18 protein-coding genes are annotated in these 17,576 nt (G+C 44.3%); 11 read left to right on the forward strand and 7 right to left on the reverse strand.

The window, feature by feature from the left end; all coding sequences use genetic code 11:
* The first annotated feature begins 220 nt into the window (after positions 1-220).
* Positions 221-1,015, forward strand: a complete 795-nt coding sequence (phhA, locus tag A9237_RS19460; protein WP_009704714.1) for a phenylalanine 4-monooxygenase — start codon at positions 221-223, stop codon at positions 1,013-1,015.
* A complete protein-coding gene (locus A9237_RS19465; protein WP_078609186.1) occupies positions 1,005-1,343 on the forward strand; it encodes a 4a-hydroxytetrahydrobiopterin dehydratase in 339 nt (112 codons plus the stop codon). The genes phhA and A9237_RS19465 overlap by 11 nt, the downstream gene beginning before the upstream one ends.
* A gap of 94 nt (positions 1,344-1,437) precedes the next feature.
* On the opposite strand, the gene A9237_RS19470 is transcribed toward A9237_RS19465, so the two are convergent.
* The gene (locus A9237_RS19470; protein WP_078609188.1) at positions 1,438-3,207 is read right to left on the reverse strand and encodes a choice-of-anchor I family protein; all 1,770 of its coding nucleotides are present in this window, start codon (positions 3,205-3,207) and stop codon (positions 1,438-1,440) included.
* Positions 3,208-3,439: 232 nt separating this feature from the next.
* Here A9237_RS19470 and A9237_RS19475 point away from each other — a divergent pair, with 232 nt between their 5' ends.
* Complete coding sequence (locus A9237_RS19475; protein ID WP_078609190.1) at positions 3,440-3,784, forward strand: HopJ type III effector protein; 345 nt, start codon at positions 3,440-3,442, stop codon at positions 3,782-3,784.
* A 52-nt stretch (positions 3,785-3,836) separates the two neighbouring features.
* Here A9237_RS19475 and A9237_RS19480 read toward each other — a convergent pair whose 3' ends face one another.
* On the reverse strand, positions 3,837-4,145 hold the full coding sequence (locus tag A9237_RS19480; RefSeq protein ID WP_017188880.1) for a cysteine-rich CWC family protein: 309 nt from the start codon (positions 4,143-4,145) through the stop codon (positions 3,837-3,839).
* Between the two features lie 159 nt (positions 4,146-4,304).
* On the opposite strand from A9237_RS19480, the gene A9237_RS19485 reads away from it, so the two are divergent.
* From A9237_RS19485 to A9237_RS19495, 3 genes are read left to right on the forward strand one after another with little or no spacing between them, the layout of a single operon-like run.
* Complete coding sequence (locus A9237_RS19485; protein WP_078609192.1) at positions 4,305-4,985, forward strand: DUF3313 domain-containing protein; 681 nt, start codon at positions 4,305-4,307, stop codon at positions 4,983-4,985.
* Positions 4,986-5,003: 18 nt separating this feature from the next.
* Positions 5,004-5,219 (forward strand): DUF3820 family protein, encoded by a 216-nt coding sequence (locus A9237_RS19490; RefSeq protein ID WP_005433583.1) that lies wholly within the window; start codon positions 5,004-5,006, stop codon positions 5,217-5,219.
* 41 nt (positions 5,220-5,260) lie between these two features.
* A complete protein-coding gene (locus tag A9237_RS19495; protein WP_020195304.1) occupies positions 5,261-5,503 on the forward strand; it encodes a hypothetical protein in 243 nt (80 codons plus the stop codon).
* 163 nt (positions 5,504-5,666) lie between these two features.
* On the opposite strand, the gene A9237_RS19500 is transcribed toward A9237_RS19495, so the two are convergent.
* Positions 5,667-6,005: a cytosolic protein gene (locus A9237_RS19500; RefSeq protein WP_078609194.1), complete on the reverse strand. Its 339-nt coding sequence runs from the start codon at positions 6,003-6,005 to the stop codon at positions 5,667-5,669.
* 510 nt (positions 6,006-6,515) lie between these two features.
* Positions 6,516-6,764, reverse strand: coding sequence for a hypothetical protein (locus tag A9237_RS19505; protein ID WP_005442576.1), 249 nt, complete (start codon positions 6,762-6,764; stop codon positions 6,516-6,518).
* 172 nt (positions 6,765-6,936) lie between these two features.
* On the opposite strand from A9237_RS19505, the gene pcp reads away from it, so the two are divergent.
* The 5 genes from pcp (at position 6,937) to A9237_RS19530 (ending at position 12,308) form a co-directional block, all read left to right on the forward strand.
* The gene (gene pcp / locus A9237_RS19510) at positions 6,937-7,575 is read left to right on the forward strand and encodes a pyroglutamyl-peptidase I (RefSeq protein ID WP_078610224.1); all 639 of its coding nucleotides are present in this window, start codon (positions 6,937-6,939) and stop codon (positions 7,573-7,575) included.
* Between the two features lie 176 nt (positions 7,576-7,751).
* A complete protein-coding gene (locus A9237_RS19515) occupies positions 7,752-8,015 on the forward strand; it encodes a hypothetical protein (protein WP_009704690.1) in 264 nt (87 codons plus the stop codon).
* Between the two features lie 64 nt (positions 8,016-8,079).
* The gene (locus A9237_RS19520) at positions 8,080-9,066 is read left to right on the forward strand and encodes a CobW family GTP-binding protein (RefSeq protein WP_078609196.1); all 987 of its coding nucleotides are present in this window, start codon (positions 8,080-8,082) and stop codon (positions 9,064-9,066) included.
* Positions 9,067-9,231: 165 nt separating this feature from the next.
* Positions 9,232-10,851: a sensor domain-containing diguanylate cyclase gene (locus tag A9237_RS19525; protein ID WP_078609198.1), complete on the forward strand. Its 1,620-nt coding sequence runs from the start codon at positions 9,232-9,234 to the stop codon at positions 10,849-10,851.
* Between the two features lie 164 nt (positions 10,852-11,015).
* Complete coding sequence (locus A9237_RS19530) at positions 11,016-12,308, forward strand: DEAD/DEAH box helicase (RefSeq protein WP_009704686.1); 1,293 nt, start codon at positions 11,016-11,018, stop codon at positions 12,306-12,308.
* A gap of 60 nt (positions 12,309-12,368) precedes the next feature.
* Here A9237_RS19530 and A9237_RS19535 read toward each other — a convergent pair whose 3' ends face one another.
* The 3 genes from A9237_RS19535 to A9237_RS19545 form a co-directional block, all read right to left on the reverse strand.
* A complete protein-coding gene (locus tag A9237_RS19535) occupies positions 12,369-15,341 on the reverse strand; it encodes a DUF6701 domain-containing protein (RefSeq protein ID WP_078609200.1) in 2,973 nt (990 codons plus the stop codon).
* Positions 15,342-15,668: 327 nt separating this feature from the next.
* Positions 15,669-16,508 (reverse strand): arginase, encoded by an 840-nt coding sequence (locus A9237_RS19540; protein ID WP_054823800.1) that lies wholly within the window; start codon positions 16,506-16,508, stop codon positions 15,669-15,671.
* 6 nt (positions 16,509-16,514) lie between these two features.
* Positions 16,515-17,249 (reverse strand): IclR family transcriptional regulator, encoded by a 735-nt coding sequence (locus A9237_RS19545; protein WP_005442559.1) that lies wholly within the window; start codon positions 17,247-17,249, stop codon positions 16,515-16,517.
* Positions 17,250-17,576: the final 327 nt, after the last annotated feature.

A 17,576-nucleotide genomic window follows, 5' to 3' on the forward strand; every position in this document is an offset into this window, starting at 1 on the left:
GCTCCCTCTATAACAAAGTTTTAACGTTTTCAGTCTGAGGTGAACCAGAACTAAAGTCAAACTCGTTGGAGAAACTAGCTCCTTATGTATATCAATGTGTTAGATGTTAATGTAAAGAAAATGTTACACCTGAATTTTGAGTGGAAAATGGCCGGGGGATTGGAAGGACAAAAGAGTGTAGATAGGCTTAATGTAAAGGATTTGTTAACGGAGATGTGCAATGACTCAGTATCATTCAAAACCCGTCGATCAGGATGGAAGGGTAGAATGGAGCCATGAAGAGGATGCCATTTGGCGCGACTTGGTAACAAGACAAATGAGCGTGATTCAAGACCGTGCATGCAACGCGTATCTGCATGGACTCAAGCTGCTCGACTTACCTCATGATCGCGTGCCACAACTGCCCGAAATCAATCGTGTTTTGATGGAAACAACGGGCTGGCAAGTGGAGCCAGTACCTGCATTGATCGACTTTGATCGTTTCTTCAATTTGCTTGGAAATAAACGCTTCCCAGTCGCGACATTTTTGAGAACGCGAGAAGAGTTTGATTACCTACAAGAGCCAGATTTCTTCCATGAGATTTTTGGTCATTGTGCCATGCTCACCAACCCTGATTTTGCCGCCTTTACCGAGCATTACGGACAGCTTGGACAAGCCGCGACACCAAAGCAGCGAGGGTACCTTGCGCGTCTATATTGGTTTACAGTCGAGTTCGGCTTGGTTCAAGAGGGTAACAAAACCAAGATCTACGGTGGCGGCATCCTTTCATCTCCGGGAGAAACCATCTATTCATTGGAAAGCGACATCGCGATTAGAGACGAGTTTGACCTGCAAACTGTCCTAAGAACCCCTTACCGCATCGATATCATGCAACCGAAATACTACGTGATTGAAGATTTGTCCCAGCTTTTCCAAATTAGCCAACTGAATTTATTGAAGCAAGCCGATCTAGCGATTGAAGCCGGATTGCTTCCACCACTTTTTGAACCAAAGGAACCTGCTCATGTTGAATGAACAAAAATGCGAAGCTTGTAGTATCGATGCCATTGCACTTAGTAAAGAGGAACAACAGTCTTTGCTGCTGCTATTATCAGATTGGCAGGTCATTGAGAGAGATGAGATTCCTCAACTTGAGAAGGTCTATAAGTTTAAGAACTTCAAGCAAGCGTGGGCGTTTAGCAACAAGATTGCTGAGCTTGCAGAAGATGAATTCCATCACCCATCTATCTTGCTAGAGTGGGGCAAAGTGACCATCACGTGGTGGAGCCACTCCATTAAAGGTCTGCATAAGAACGACTTTATCTGCGCTTCGAAGTGCGACGCATTGGCTATTGAAGAGTAAAGCTGAGTGATTATGCTCACTCATTATAAACAAAAGCGCCCGGACTGAAGTTCGGGCGCTTTACTTTTAATTTTGTTCTCTTGAAGAGTGGGTATTAAAGCTCAATTCGAAACACAGATGTCGTGCCTGACACTTCATTACCAACCGCGATAAAGTGTTGTCCGTTACGAGCAAAGTAATTGATTGACTCTGGCGCCAAATCACCTGCTTTTGGATTGTAAGTGTCGTTCGCACACTCGCCGTCTTCCACTTCAGTACAAACGGGTTGGCTGTAATCACGACGGTTTACGAAATGCAGGAATAGCGCTTGCTTCGGGTCTGTGATGTCATAAATCATGATGCCGCCTTGACGCTCCAAACCGATAAACGCGTAATGACGACCATTGATTTGTGCTACTTCAATTGCTTCTGGCTCAATACCTTTGTCATCGCTGCGGTCATCGCCACTGTCATTGTTATCGTTGGTGCTGTTGAAGTTTTTACCTTCATTCATTAGTGCGATGGTTGCGAAATCGTCACCACTATCGAAAACCAACTCACCGTTTTCATCCCAAATAGAGAATGAACGGGCACCAAAGGCTTGAACACTGTCTTGCGCAGAAAGCGTGTGCTCAGGCTTAATCACTTTTAGACGCGCGAGTTGCTTGTTGTCTTTTAGCGCCTCTGCCAGCGGGTGATCTGCTGCGACTTTCAGCTTCTTACCGCGCACCTCATCAACATGGCTTAAACAGGTGCCTTGCTCAGAAGTATATTCATCTGTACCGAGGTAATCGTCTTCATCCCACTTGAAGCCCGCTTGGTCACATAGAGCTTGTGTCGTTTTGAAGCCATACTCACGACCGTCACCTTCGTTGGCAGAGAGGATGTAACTTTTGCCATCTACCGAGTAGCTGTTGAGGGTATCTGGCATGTACAGACCAACCAGTTGAGGGTAGCTCTTAAAGTTGCCAATGATTTTGTCTTTGTTCGAAGCATCCAGTTTTGAATCAGACCAAGATTTCTCGCCCAGACCAACAATTTTCTCTACCGATTTGCTTTCTGGGTTTACGATTGCCATTGCATTGTTCTCTTGCAGTGCAACGTAGATTTTGCCGTTGTCTGCAAAAGTGAGGTATTCCGGTTCTAGATCTTGCGCCACTGTGGCGTTTGGACCAGAGATTCGAACATCAGCAGGTAGTTCAGACTTACGTGCACCATCAAACTCATTGAAACCAATCTGCGTGACTTCTGCTTGTTTTACGCCTTGGCTCAAGTCGATTAATGTGATGCTGCCTTCTGGATCGACACTGTAGTCACCATTTGGCTCACCTTCGTTTGCTGTCGCAATGTATCTGCCATCTTTTGAGAAGCCAACCATGTCTGGCAATGCGCCAGTAGGGAAGGTGGTGATAAGCGACAAATCATCCGAGCGGTACAAGCCAACAATGCCATTCGCCTGCTTATTGCTGTTTTCAATCGCTACAGCGACTAAACCATTAAAGACAGCAACGCTGTTTGCCGCACCAATTTCAACGCCTGCCGCTTCGCCTGCGCTGTTGAGATCGATGAATGCAGTTTGCGTTGGTGCGCCGTTGTCATCCATAGAAAGCACATCGACACGCTTTGCTTGAGCGTTGACCACGTATAGCTTGTCAGTACACGCATCATATTGAACGATTTCTGCTGCCGATGTATCGAATGGTGCGTCAGCGATAGACGTTCCCATAAAGGTCAAACCTTGGATGGATGTCTCCCCAGCAACAGGTGCTACCGATGCTTTACACTGAGCTGCAAACGAAGAGAGAGATTCGTCAGGTTGAGATGAACATGCGATGGCAAGTGAAGATAATGCCAATACGCCTATTGCCTTAAATGGGGTGGTCATGATATTTCCTTATTAAGCAGATACAATGTTGCTCAATGCACCTAAATTAGATATCTATTCATTCACTACAACAGTGAGGAATAGTGCATTGATTGATGTGTTATTAAATAAGGCTCTGAATATATTTATGATTTATGACTCTTATATTGGCTTTTGATGAAAAAAATGTGTCAGTTTTAATCTGAACGTATGTCGAACACTTAAGATGAAAAGACACTAGGAACTAGAAATAATGGAACTTAAAGAATTTTTGGATGCGCTAGCGGCATCACCTGAGAAAGTAGAATTTGAAACGACAATGGCAGCCATTGAGGCAAACTACGCGTTTACGCCAGCGGCTTTTGTGAATGGTGAAACGCAGAATAATGCAGGTGAGAATAACGGCTCGTGCAAGATCTTCGCGTTTGGTCAATTGAATAACCTAAGCAAAGAAGCAACGTTGGCGTGTTTTGGTCGCTTCTACCGAGAAGACGTATTGGCACATCCAGAGAACAACGACCATCAAAACATTCGTAACTTTATGGTGACAGGTTGGGATGGCGTGAAGTTCGAATCCCAAGCGTTAGCGCAGAAATAGCGCGCTAAAAGTCACGATTTCAATGACAAGCCAGTCAGCAAAGAACGACTAACTAGGCGACTGGCTTTTTCTCTAAACACTTACGGCATAAACAAAGCTGTCCCGCTTCTGGCTTGGGTAGATCTCTGGTCTCAATATCAAAGCACCAGCACGTCTCTTTCCCCGCAGCAATATCGCAGTGCGCGTTCGTGCCACACTCAGGGCAAGAGTGGGTTGAATCATTTCCAACCAATTGTTCGATGATCGCGTCTCGTTGAGCATCAGACTTATCTTTCCACTGCACGATTTCTTCCATGGTTCGGTGGCAACCAGAACAGATTCCGCCGTTGTTTTTACAGGCCGCGCGGCAAGGTGACTTCATTATTTTTCTCGTTATACTTTCCAGTAAGCGGCGTACTTTAACATGAAATTGTGCAGCGGGAAGCTCAATACTTGATTCAACAAAGTATCCATTGAGTGAATAAATACTGGTCAAATTTATATGGGATGATAAACTGTATATTCAATTTTAGGAGGCGTCATGTTTAAACCGTATTTTAAGTGCATCACCTTGTCTGTTTTTATCGTTCTTTTGGCTGGTTGTGCCAGAGGTCCACAAGTCGATGAGACGAAATTTACTTCGTATGAGGATTTTCGACCGGGCCCTGAAGGCAGAGTCGATCTAGTGTGGGCAAGAGATGACATTAAAGATGCGCAAACATTAAAAGCCGTTCTAGATAAATACGACAGCGTACTGGTGGATCGTGTTTTTGTGGTGGTGAAAGATGCTGAGTTGGATGATGAGAGCATTAATGAGTTGTCTGAATACATGGTGATGAGGCTCAAAGAGAAGATCTCGACCAATAAACGCATTGTGGATGAGCCAAGTGACTCAACACTTCGTTTGAGTATCGCGATCAGTAATGTGGAAACGCCCAATCCGATCTTAGCGGTAACAAGCTCTGTGCTGCCTTTTGGTATTGGTGTTTCTACAATATCCAAGCTAACAACGGGCGAGCACACCAATGTGGGAGAGGCGACCATTGAATTACTGGTAAGCGACTCTAAAACGGCGGAACCTATCTTTGCGGTGATAGACCGACATGTTGGCGATAAAGATTTGGATAACATTGTTGACGGGTTAAGTGGAGCGAAAGACGCAATCGACTGGTGGGTTAATCGATTATTTGTTACTTTCGACAACCAAGTTACCCAAATCTAGGTCGTTAGACAAAACGCCATGTTAGAAAAAGAAAATTTAATCAAACTCGCTCGAATGCAAATGCCGTTTGGCAAATATGCAGGGCGAGTACTGATTGATCTTCCAGAAGAGTACCTACTCTGGTTTGATAAAAAAGGCTTTCCTGAAGGGGAGCTAGGTGAACTGCTAAAGCTCTGCCTCGCACTTAAAATTGAAGGCTTGGACAGTGTTGTTAAGCCTTTAAAGCGCATGTAGCATGCCACAGAAACTCCCTATTTTTGATTTAAAGAATTACCATGAATTTTGATATTAATGCACTGAAACACCACCAACTGGTCGAAGATGGTCAACTAGAAGGGTGCTACCTTCATCAACCTGCAAAGGGCAGTCAGCAAGATGACAAAGCGGTTTTGGCAGAACGCCAAGCGTTGGAAAAGATGGGGTACAAGGTGATACAGGTTCAAGCGAAAGGCGGGACCACAACGTTTGCCGAAGCGATGCAAGAGTTTGCAAAGAAGACTGGTCACCAGCCTCAGTAATAAGCGGATTCAACCGATTCAATTACCTTCAACTTTTCTCGCAATACCCTCGGTTTCATACAAAAGAGTCAGACTATCAGGCTGACTCTTTTTTCACCCCATTCCTTGCAAGTCATGCTGCTCGCCAGTTAACCGCAGCATTGCCTTTCTTATAGAATTGTTTTCAGTTCATTCGGGTAATAAACGTCTGCTCATCATCCACAAAAGCGACAAATCCGCCGTTATAGATAAACACTCGCCCGCGTCCCTCGACTAAGCATGCTAGCTGTGGGTTTAAATCTTCTTCGTTAGCTTGGCTTTCAAACGTGCCGGTATCCGTGATTACACCGTCGAGTGCAGGCAAATATCCATAAGTCCGTTTGGCTTGATCAATCAGGCTCAATTCACTGTCGATAGAGAAGCAAGAGGGGATCGCACCAGCGTCTTCGATGAATATAGGTTTCAGTTCTTCAAAAGCTGTAATCACCAGCCAGTCGATGCCGTTAACATGATGGATAAACATAGAGTTGCTCGATAATTTTGATGCGGGGATTCTATCATTATAAGTTGCAGAGCGTCGGAGAAATTTGGTTGTTAAAGGCGATAATTCTGCGCAATTTACTGACATTTAGCCTGCCAACTGGAAATACGTTTGCGTCCGACAGTAAGTTGCAACAACAAGTAGATAGATGCCTCTAAAAAAGCCCCGTTTAGTCCAAGGCTGTCAAGCGGGCTAAACGGGGCAAACAGAGCAACTAGGATAACTGCTCTGCGATGGTGTCCGGAAACGAAAATTAGCATCGCTTCCGAGATAAATTCTAGGAGTTTCTAGTCCGGTTTTGTCAGCAAAATGTCACGACTCGATACCATGCTGACAAGCTTATTTTTTATTTTTGAACAATAGCTTATAAAGCAGGCGAGTATTGTAGGAATGCGCTTAATACACTTACAAATGACATAAAAAAACTCGCTATTTAAGCGAGCTTTTTAACTAAAAATATCAACCCATATCAGGGCAGGTCAGAAACGCGAATTAATGTTTGCGTTGTGGGCCGTTACGAACGATGTCTTTACCGTTGTCGTAAACGTGCTGAGAAACCCAGCGACCCATGATGAGTTGGTGTTGGTCACCTAATACAGCGACAAAAGGGCGGCCGTCGGTGTTGGTTGTAGCCAATGCGACACCTGTTACGCCTTCAAGACCCAGTGCGCCACTTTCAATTAGGTGTAGGAAAGCTTCTAGCTCTTCCAATGTTTCGATTACGTGATTATCAATGTTCATCGTCTTCAATCTCTTCGAATTGTCGATATTCAATGGTCGCGTACTCTACCTAAGTTGCTGGCAGAAACCAAGGAAGGATTTGCATACAATAATGCTTGGCGTTATCACGCTAAATTGTTGTAAATTCGAATTCCAATCATACATCGAACAAAAATTACAAAGAGTCACATTGATGAAGAAAGTGTTAATCACCGGTTTTGAGCCATTTGGTGGCGAGTCAGTTAACCCTGCATTAGAAGCGGTAAAACGATTAGAAGGCAAAAAGCTCAACGGTGGTGAAGTGGTGATTTGCCAAGTGCCAGTAACCCGTTATGAATCCATTGACACCGTGGTTAAGGCTATCGAGCAATACCAACCAGACATTGTCATCACAGTAGGGCAGGCTGCTGGACGAGCTGCGATTACACCAGAACGAGTGGCAATCAATGTAGACGACTTCCGTATTCCTGATAATGGCGGTCATCAACCAATCGATGAGCCAGTGGTTCAAGATGGTCCGGACGCTTACTTTACAACGCTGCCCATTAAGGTGATGACAAACGCTTTACAGAACGCGAGTATTCCATGCCAAGTATCAAATACGGCAGGGACGTTTGTGTGCAATCACCTGTTTTATGGTATCCAGCATTACTTGCGTGACAAATCGGTACGTCATGGTTTTGTGCATATTCCTCTTTTGCCAGAACAAGATGCTTCAGGCAATCAGCCAACCATGTCGTTAGATGTCATTGTCGAAGGGTTAGCGCTTTTAGCTCAAGCTGCGATTGACAACGAATCTGACATCGCAGTCACCGCCGGCCAAATTTGTTGATACACAAGCCAACTTCAAACCTTTAGATGAACACCGAGCACCATCAAGCTCGGTGTTTTTGTATCTGTTAAGTCGCTCAAATTTTGTGTGTTATGAAAGGAGTAGCATCGAGCTATAAAGTGAAAAGTCACATGTATTCACTTTGAACTCTCGTTCAATAAAAAAGGCGAACTATCATGAAAAGCAATAGAAGTAAGATCATTGCCCTTTCCTCTGCGGTTGTTTTCGCTTTGGCTATTGCCGCTCTAAAATTCGAAAACACCCTCGGACTACTTCCTATCCTCGTTGCGATTGTCGCATTCTTTACCTGCGTGATTCATACCAGCATGCACCTCTCTGGTGTTAAAAATGCGGATGCATTTGGTTATTACCAACAATCACAACAAACCAAAGCGAAAGCACTGCATAAAGGCTTAGACCCTCGCGATAAAAAGCGTTGAAGCATGTCACATTCTCCGTATACTTTGGCAAAGCATTTAAAGCACAAGCTTGTCGGAGAAAAGCATGTCACATCGAGTACCTACCAACATACTGACGGGATTTCTGGGCGTCGGTAAAACCACAACTATTCTGAACTTACTGAAAAACAAACCAGAAAACGAAAACTGGGCTGTATTAGTGAATGAGTTTGGTGAGATAGGTATCGATGGGGCGATGATGACTGACCAAGGAGCGGTGATTAAAGAAGTTCCGGGTGGTTGCATGTGTTGTACAGCGGGCGTTCCTATGTCTGTTGGTATCACGGCTTTGCTACGTCAAAATCCAGATCGCCTTCTTATCGAGCCAACGGGGTTAGGGCATCCAAAGCAAGTAGTTGCGACGTTAACGTCTGAGCAATATCTGCCTTACGTTGATCTTAAAGCAACGATCGCGCTGGTGGATCCACGTAACCTAAGTGACGAAAAGTACCTTTCAAACAAGAACTTTGTTGATCAATTAGACAGCGCTGATGTGGTTATCGGTAGCAAGGTTGACCTGTGTACCAGCCATGACATTGATGTGTTCAACGATTGGGTAACCGATCAAACGCCTTCTAAAGTGTTCAGCAAACTGATTCATGATGGTGACCTACCAATTGAAGTGTTGGATATCGAACGCGTACACGGCAGTGCATCTTCCCACATTGAAGCTCATCATCACGACCATGCGCATCAAGAGCCACAATTCCAATTGCCTCCTGGTGAAGCCTTTATCCGTAAAGAGAACAAAGGGCAGGGTTACTTTAGCTGTGGTTGGTTGTTCGGCGCAGAATACATTTTCAACTTCGACCAAGTGTTCTCAATGCTGTCTGACCTTACGGCAGAGCGTATCAAAGCCGTAATGAATACTGACCAAGGCTGCTACGCATTCAATGTTGCGAATGGCATCGTATCTGTAAATCAGATGAGTCTAGAAGGGTTTGAATCTCGCATCGAAGTGATTGACTCACAATTGATGCCTTGGGATCAGTTGGAAGCGATCCTACTCAAACTTTGTGGCATTGCTGAATAAGCACGAATGAATATCGAACAAGGCCCGAGCAGATGCTTGGGTCTTTTTCTATAAATTTTCATTGTTGAGACGATAGAAAACTATCATCGTGTCAAATCTATATATATGTGATTTGTATCACTATAATCGCCGGCTTTTCTCATACAACAAGAAACCGGAGACCACTTGAATCCTGCCTTTACTTTCTCTGAATTGAAGTTCTTTTGTTTGCGTTTTGTCGCGATTTTCTTTCTGCTTGTCACCGTATTTGGTGCCATTATCCATTACGACAAGTCCGCGTCAGAAGAAGCAGAGAAGAGCAATATTCGTGTTCAACAAAAAGCGCTTCTAGAGGGCAAGAAACAATACATTGAGTGGGTGATGGGCTCTGTTGTAAGAGAAACCGCTTTGCTCTCCGACATTATGGAAGCAAGACAAGTGTACAACATGGTTGAGCTGCTTCCTGAAGCTAAAAGGGATGTCGAACTGGCGCGATTGAGCACAATCTTGGAGGCCGTTAGTCAAAGAAAAGAAGTGTATGACCAACTTCGTTACTTGGACTTGGAAGGCAATGAAGTGGTTCGTATCAACTTTAATGACGGACATTCTCAGGTTGTACCCGAAGAGCAGCTACAAAATAAACGTCATCGCTATTACTTCAATAAAGCATTGCAGCTAGGTTGTCGAAAAATATACGTATCGCCTTTAGACCTAAACGTCGAGCATGGTCAGATTGAAGTACCGCTCAAGCCTATGATTCGTCTGGCAACACCTGTTTTTGACGAGGAGGGGAGAAAGCGCGGGATCGTTATGGTTAACTATCTTGCGAAGTACCTTATGGAAGGTATGGCGCTGTTTAATCTCGATATGGGCACCAACTACATGCTGCTCAATAAAGACGGTTACTTCTTGTTTAACAAAGAACATCGCGATACCGAATTTGCGTTTATGTACGATCATCGAAGTGATGAGACGATCTACAATAGATTTCCAGATTTGGCGGAACAAATTCGTAATACGCTGTCAGGGCAGATTGAAACTGATAAAGGTATTATGACGATTGAGTCTGTTGGTGCCGTAGACCGCATAAATCCATACTGCTTTCAGGATTATCACGTCAGCGAGAACAGCTCGACGGCATGGAAGTTGGTTTCTTACGTCGATTTCAGTGAAAGGAAAGAAATTGCCAGTTCGCAATACGAGCGAAAATGGCTAATGCAAGTTGGCGTGGTCATGAGCATTATTCTGGCTTACTTTATTGCGCGTTTTCAGCTTCGCGCATTTGTAGACAACCAACGCATTCATCATTTGGCTCATCATGACAGTCTAACGGGGCTTTTAAACCGAGCAGCGTTTCAAGCTGGTGCGACAGAAACCATATCGCAGAGTGTTAAAACCGGGAAGAAGGTTTGTTTGGTCTATCTTGATCTTGATGGTTTCAAGTTCATCAATGATGAATATGGGCATGCCGCAGGGGATAAAACCTTAGAACATGTCGCGTCTGTCATGAATCGTATATTTGGAAGCAAAGCGTTACTCGCACGCTTGGGTGGTGATGAGTTCGCTATCTTGTTGAGCTCTCAAGAGCATATGCAAAACCCAGAGCACTATGCGGCGTCTTTGATTCAATTGATTCAAGACCCAATAGAAGTGTTACCTGATATCTTCCATCAAGTGACAACCTCGATTGGTGGCTGCTACACAAAAGGGCAAGATTGCACCTTAGAAGAGTTAATGCATCAAGCTGACATGGCAATGTACGAGGCGAAGAAGGCAGGTAAAAACCGTTATTTCTTCATTGAATAAGAGAAAACAGAGCTAAAAATATAAGGTGCTGAATCGGGAGACGCATAATTCCCCGAGTTTTTACGCGAACACACGAGAAAAGTGAGATAAATCACTTGAATTCGGGTATAGTGCACGGCTAAATTTTCAAAGCTATCTAGTGGTTTGTTTAAGGAATACGCTCAATGTCATTTTCATCTCAAGGTTTTGCGCCAGAAGTGGTTAAAGCACTGGCAGAATGCGGTTATGAGAAGTTAACGCCAATCCAACAGAAGGCGATTCCAATGGCTCGTCGAGGTCATGATATTTTCGCTACTGCACAAACAGGTACGGGTAAAACCGCGGCCTTCTCTTTGCCAATGATTCAACGTTTGTTGGACAGTGGTCGTAATGCTTCTCGCAAGACAGCACGCGCACTTATCATGGCTCCGACTCGTGAATTAGCAGAGCAAATCGCAGATAACATCAAAGCATACACTAAGTACACGAACCTCTCAGTTGCGGCGATCTTTGGTGGTCGTAAGATGTCTTCTCAGATTTCTGCTCTTGAAAATGGTGTAGATATTCTGGTAGCAACACCAGGGCGTCTAGAAGAGCACATTGAACAAGGTAACGTTTCAGTAGCAAACATCGAGTTTCTTGTATTTGATGAAGCCGATCGAATCTTGGATATGGGCTTTATCAATGCCGTTCGTAAAATCATGCTAGATGTGGATACTGATCCTCAGATCATGATGTTCTCTGCAACAACCTCTACCCAATTGAATGTACTAGCAAGAGATATTCTACGTAAGCCAAAGCGTATCGAAGTCGAGCGTGCGAACACAACAGCACAAACCGTTGCTCACGTACTTTACCCAGTTGATCAAGAACGTAAAACAGAGCTGCTTTCTGAGCTTATTGGTCGTAAAAACTGGAAACAGGTATTGGTGTTTGTGAACTACAAAGAAACCGCAAACGACGTAGTAAAAGAGTTGAAACTCGATGGCATTAAAGCGGTTGTTTGTCACGGTGACCGTGCGCAAAGTGCTCGCCGTCGTGCTCTTGAAGAGTTCAAAACAGGCAAAGTACGCGTGATGGTGGCAACAGACGTCGCGGCGCGTGGCTTGGATATCGAAGACCTACCGCACGTAGTGAACTACGACATGCCATTCCTTGCAGAAGACTATGTTCACCGTATTGGTCGTACGGGCCGTGCTGGTAAACAAGGTCATGCCGTTTCTTTTGTTAACCGTGAAGAAGAACTGACGGTAGTGCAGGTTGAAAACCTAATTCAACAACACATCCGTCGCATTGAGTTAGCGGGCTATGAACCAAAGCAGCGTGAATCTTACATTGAGAAGCTAAACTCTAAACCAGCATTCAAGAACCGCCAAGGTCGTCGTAACAACCCGAACCAATCGGCAACAGACCAAGGTTCAGCGGAGCGTCGCCTAGCCATGGTAAAACGCCTGAAAGCGCGTCGTTCAACTAAGTAACGAACAAATTATAAAAACGCCCCTCACGAGAGGGGCGTTTTTGTTTGTGTTGGTAAGCTTTTAGTTCATTCCAATGAAGTTGGGTTCTCCACGATAAATAATGCGGTCATTCCCACGATGAATTCCGAACGTGACTACTGTCGGTGGGTTATCTTCGTCCGCGTCACTCTTATCCCAATTGTACTTGAGCCAAGGTAAGTTATTGCCTGCACTGCTCAAGTCTAAATGGAAGCGAACTTGCTCTCGTGCTGAATCGACTTGGCTAGCAACGATATCGTAGGTTCTGCCAGCCAGCATGGTGCCTTCACCAGATAGCCTAGTGTTGTCTGGAGCAGAGTTAGACCAAATTGGCGTGCGCGTATGATGCTGCCCATTGGCCGTGGTTGCGCTGTCCTCAAAGTGGGTCACGAAGCGACCGTCTTGCCATACTTCTACGTCCAGCGGAACCTTGATTGTCATGCCTTGATTACCACCAACGTCTTTAAAGTTGAGTCTGCCAAAACGGACATCTGGTTGCTGTTCTAAGATATGGAGATCATCAAAGAAGTGTATTTCGTCGACGACATTTGTGTGAATCAGGCCGATTTCACTCTGTGTTGATTTCGAATCTTTGTTGAATGGACCGTCAGGGTATTTCCCATCTGTTGCATCTTTTTCCCAGCAAGGGCTATTGTCGCAACTCGGATTTCCTGCGGCTTTTTCGATAGTGAAACTGCCAACGCTAGCGTCTCCGACCAAGTTCCATTCGACTGAGTGAGCAGCTGGTGGAATAAAGCGGTCAACGTAGTTACTAAGTTCACCTAAATGAAAATGTTCACGAAGGTTGGCATTGAAATGCACGTAGTTCTGAATATCTTCTTTTTTGGCATTAAGAGCGACCACGTCATAACTTACGCGCTCAAATGGCTGATTCATATAGATGAAGTCTTGCTTTGTTGGGTATGTCCACTTGGCTTCACGCGCCTTGAAGTACTTAGCGTAAAAGCGGCCAACATTTCGATAGCCTGTGTTGACGGTCATATCTAAATATTGGCTGTCCAATTTCGCTTTAATCTTCAAGCTACCAACTTCTTCCCAGTACAAGTCGGAGAAGGTGTATTGATAGTTTTCGCTTTCGGTATGACTGCGAGTGAGTGATAAAGTACTTTCCAATAACTTCTTCGTCTGAGTCGCGGTTTCAGTGGGGGTTTTTTGCTTACTGCTTAAAACGATACTGGCTGCTGGGGCATCTTCCAACATGAAGTTATGGGTGACGTCGGCACTGCAGTAGCTTTCTGTATTAACTTCTCCAGTTAATGAACCACCACTTTGCCAGGCGATCGGTTTCACTGTGAGAGAGAAATGTTCGCCGGCAGCAATAAAGCCCGGTCCACTTTCGGAAGTACCAGAGGCCAGTGCTGTTGAACCATCACAGATGGCTAGCGTCCAAGGTCGTGACTTCACATTAAATGCTCCTTCAACCTTTACCGAACCTTCATCTGGACATTCCTGAAACCCAGTACATTCGAACGTATCGAAGAGCCTGACGGAGAACAAACCTGTTTCATTGGTAATTAAACCATGGCTAGAGAGGCCGTTTTTGAACTCTGCAGAGTAACTGAAGTTTCCTTCACTGCCGCCTACAGGTTTGATGAGAGGATGGGTGACTTGGGGTGTTCCGTCGTAATTTGTCGCAATAATCTGTTCACCCGTTGCAGCACAAGCGAGTAAACGCGTCTTCACGGTCTCTGACTTACCAGCAACAACATGGATTTCATCAAGTGAGCTCAGATCTTCTGCATAAGCTTCGAACATGTATGGCGTAAACATAAACTGTACCGTCTGCGCCTTATTCATGTCATCGATCATGGTAAAACTGAGAGTGTAATTTGAATCGAGTGATATAGCGTCGATATCGTTAGGTATGACTTTGACGACTAACGTACCGTCATCTTTTGAGATGAAATTGGAATCATCAATCTTCTGTTTGCCTTCAACCATCTCAAGTGTGAATAAGTCTGGGTGAGAGAGGGAAGCTAACACCTGAGCACTGGTGACTTCACCATTGTTGGTTGTGGTTACAGTAAACTGAGGTAGTTCATCACCGCACATTAGCGCCATGTCTTCTGTTGGTGTGACAACGAGATCGAAGTCATCTTCAGTCGGCCTTTCAATTGTACAATTAGGAATAATATCGGGCACAGGGCATGCTCTCGAAGGTGTAACGTATGAACAATTAGGTTCTGAGATGCCGCAATAACGGTCAACGTTTCGAATGTTTTCTTCGTGGGCGTTTATGGTGCCGCAGATAGTACCATTTTGAATACTGGTTGCATGAAATGAACTGATGGCTTCTTTTTTCGCAAAGATTGAGCTTGAACCTAAATCAAATAATCCACTTTCACCTTGAGAATTAATTGTTCCGTAAACATCAGCTCCAGATAGTTCAATAGTACTGTGTGAGTTAATGTTGCCAACGATAAAGTTTGAACTCGCATTGATTGAGATTTCATGCCCTATGGATTCGACATCACCACAGACGTTTGTGTTGTTTAGTGTGACAGTACTGCTACCTGATACTTTACCGTTTATTACGTTATAGTCACCAACAGTAGTTACCATGCCCCCAACAGAATTGACCATTCCGTCAATGAGAGTGTTTTCCAGAACAACCGAATATTGCGAGTCTACACTTCCGTAGATTAGTGAATACTCGGCGTTATCCCCAAGGTTATTTTGAGAATTAACACCTACAGATAAAGATCGTAGATTGATTTTTTTTTCTGGGCTGCCAATTGTGTTGTTACCTAATAGAGTAATGTTGCTGAAGGACTTCAATATCGAATGAGAAGAGCCGGGTAATGACGACACGATGCTTGAACCATGAGGTAACAATATACTGGTGGGGCAGTAAAGTGTTCGGCCTGTTTTAGTAAATGAGCTCTGATAGCAAATCTCATTTAAGCTTGTGATGTCAGCCAGGTCGTAAACTTTTGCCTGACCATAAACTGGGAAGAGAAGTGCTGTACCTAAAAGGCTAATAAAGCGCATCATCAAGTATCCTAAATCTAGTGGAACTTAATGGCACCAAGCGAGAGTGAGTAAAGTACTCACAGAAAAGGCATAAGCGTTCTTATTTTGATTTTATGTGTCGCTTACTTATTGAACTGCGGTGCTTTTTTATTCGTATGTCATACCAAGTTCATATGTCAGGTATTAAAGCTTGAATGTGATCTTAGTTCAAGCTTTGAGGCTGAAGTGTGTCGCACTTTTGAGGGAATAAATTGTTAGAAAATAATAAGAAAAGGTGATTTAGAGGTGATAGCTAAAGGTTAGAGATAAAGCCAAATCGGACTATGGCTCTATCTCTTTAAAAACGAACTAAGCGGCGTGGTCAATCAATGGCGCCATTTGGTACAACTCTTCAAGAATTGCTTTGGTTTGCTTCGAGTAAATAAGACGATCTCGATCACCGACTAACTGAATCGCTTTTATCTTTCCTGAAACTAAACACAGCCGAATGGTACGAAGTACCATCTGAATATCCAACGCAGGCGTGCCGTCTAAATTGTTTTTCGTTAATAGTGACGCTAAATCAATCGACATTACGATTTGATCGCAATGATCAAGATAGTTGCCAACATGCTGCTTAAGATGGTTGCGGTAGCGGAAAGTAAACTCTCGGTCCGTTACCCAATCACAACCTTGGTCTTCGGCATATTCCCATGCTTCTTGTTTGGTTTCTTGTTCGCTCACACCTGCGAAAAATAGACGGACATTTTGGTAACGAGACAAGGCAAAATGAAAGGCTGAGCCAATTCGCGGCTCCAGTGTCGCGTTGAGGTTTATTTTATGGCCAATATTGATGATACCTATTTCATCGTTATCACAAACAACGACCGGTAACATCGACAGAATAGCTTCAGTGCAATTTGATAGAACAACCGGAATAGAATGGCGTGACAAAGATAAGCTCAGGGCTTCTTGAAAGTCACCACTATCGATTTGGTGATGAGAAAAATGGCCAAGGTTAGCGGCAGAAACCTGATCATGTTGTTGGTAAAGCCAATCACTGGCATTTTCTAAACTTTGGTCAGCTAATTCAAACGTTCCATGGCTCATCGGGGCTAAATGCTCACATACCGTCATAAAAGAAAAAGGGTAGTGATGGATAGGTTTACTAGCTCGATGAAGTTTGTAACGTTTGAAAAAGCTCAACATGGTGAATTACCTTTCTGGCGGCAACGCCCTCGCTGCCTGCAACACATGCAAAATGATACGCTGCTTATCCTTTTCGACTCGGTGGGCCGGAGCCATCACAGAGACTGCACCAATCAACTTACTTCCTTTCATGACTGGCGCGCTGATGCCAGATACACCAGGATCAATTTCTGATGTACTAACAGCGTATCCGTTCTTACGGATGGTGCTGAGCTCTTGTTCCCACTCGCTGAGACGATGATCTTGCCCAAAATGACGCAAAATTTTCTCGCAACGGCTTTGAGGCATGAAAGCCAGCATCACCTTAGATGAGGCGCCACGAAGCAATGGTTGACTTTGACCCTGGACGTAGCTGCATCGAAGCGCCTGCATACTCTCTTTTTGTCTGACACAAAGCGCACGATAACCAGATGGCACCATATAAGCCGCCATTTCACCCGTTTGTTGAACCAAGCGAGCAAGGATGGTTTCCACCATATCCAAACCGTGCTGAGCGGTTTCATAGCTGTGCATTAACAGCAGGGCGGCAGGACCAACTACAAATGTTTTGTCGTGTACGCTTTCTTCAATCAGGTTCCACTCTTTAAGTAGCTTCAAGTGTCGATAAAGACTGCTCAAAGGCACATTCAGTTGTTCACTGAGCGTTTTCGCAGAGACTGGGAACTGACTAACTGCGACTTGCATTAGCAATTGCAGCGCCTTTTCGTTTACCTGATTAGCGTTGGCTTTGTTTGTCGTCATGAGCGTGTTGTAACGTGATAATGGGTAGGCAACAACTATAATTCTTAATAGCTGAGAAAAGGAAAATAATTAGAAATGGATATTCTCATACAATGAGAAAATAGCCTATTAATGTTTTCATTGCCTGAGTTGGGTGCCAACGGGAATCTCACTGACAAGGTATCCATGTCTCTATGAACGACTTGGGAAGAAGGGAGATAGGCAAATTTTGTGTGAATTTCTCTTCACTCATCTCTATGAAAGCACGAATGTTGATACACTCTGTCTCTGAAATGAGCCATGTATCAATAACTCATTGTTATGTTTGCACCTTTGTTGCTTGTTAAC

Origin of the sequence: Vibrio owensii, assembly GCF_002021755.1 — a bacterium.
Taxonomy (GTDB): domain Bacteria; phylum Pseudomonadota; class Gammaproteobacteria; order Enterobacterales; family Vibrionaceae; genus Vibrio; species Vibrio owensii.

Excerpts from the sequence above, each read along its gene's own strand:
- A9237_RS19505 (WP_005442576.1), bottom strand. The coding sequence starts at position 6,764 with ATGAACATTGATAATCACGTAATCGAAACATTGGAAGAGCTAGAAGCT.
- A9237_RS19485 (WP_078609192.1), top strand. The coding sequence starts at position 4,305 with ATGTTTAAACCGTATTTTAAGTGCATCACCTTGTCTGTTTTTATCGTT.
- A9237_RS19465 (WP_078609186.1), top strand. The coding sequence starts at position 1,005 with ATGTTGAATGAACAAAAATGCGAAGCTTGTAGTATCGATGCCATTGCA.
- A9237_RS19500 (WP_078609194.1), bottom strand. The coding sequence starts at position 6,005 with ATGTTTATCCATCATGTTAACGGCATCGACTGGCTGGTGATTACAGCT.
- A9237_RS19470 (WP_078609188.1), bottom strand. The coding sequence starts at position 3,207 with ATGACCACCCCATTTAAGGCAATAGGCGTATTGGCATTATCTTCACTT.
- A9237_RS19545 (WP_005442559.1), bottom strand. The coding sequence starts at position 17,249 with ATGACGACAAACAAAGCCAACGCTAATCAGGTAAACGAAAAGGCGCTG.
- A9237_RS19495 (WP_020195304.1), top strand. The coding sequence starts at position 5,261 with ATGAATTTTGATATTAATGCACTGAAACACCACCAACTGGTCGAAGAT.
- A9237_RS19535 (WP_078609200.1), bottom strand. The coding sequence starts at position 15,341 with ATGATGCGCTTTATTAGCCTTTTAGGTACAGCACTTCTCTTCCCAGTT.
- A9237_RS19480 (WP_017188880.1), bottom strand. The coding sequence starts at position 4,145 with ATGAAGTCACCTTGCCGCGCGGCCTGTAAAAACAACGGCGGAATCTGT.
- A9237_RS19515 (WP_009704690.1), top strand. The coding sequence starts at position 7,752 with ATGAAAAGCAATAGAAGTAAGATCATTGCCCTTTCCTCTGCGGTTGTT.
- A9237_RS19540 (WP_054823800.1), bottom strand. The coding sequence starts at position 16,508 with ATGTTGAGCTTTTTCAAACGTTACAAACTTCATCGAGCTAGTAAACCT.
- A9237_RS19520 (WP_078609196.1), top strand. The coding sequence starts at position 8,080 with ATGTCACATCGAGTACCTACCAACATACTGACGGGATTTCTGGGCGTC.
- A9237_RS19475 (WP_078609190.1), top strand. The coding sequence starts at position 3,440 with ATGGAACTTAAAGAATTTTTGGATGCGCTAGCGGCATCACCTGAGAAA.
- phhA (WP_009704714.1), top strand. The coding sequence starts at position 221 with ATGACTCAGTATCATTCAAAACCCGTCGATCAGGATGGAAGGGTAGAA.
- A9237_RS19490 (WP_005433583.1), top strand. The coding sequence starts at position 5,004 with ATGTTAGAAAAAGAAAATTTAATCAAACTCGCTCGAATGCAAATGCCG.
- A9237_RS19530 (WP_009704686.1), top strand. The coding sequence starts at position 11,016 with ATGTCATTTTCATCTCAAGGTTTTGCGCCAGAAGTGGTTAAAGCACTG.
- pcp (WP_078610224.1), top strand. The coding sequence starts at position 6,937 with ATGAAGAAAGTGTTAATCACCGGTTTTGAGCCATTTGGTGGCGAGTCA.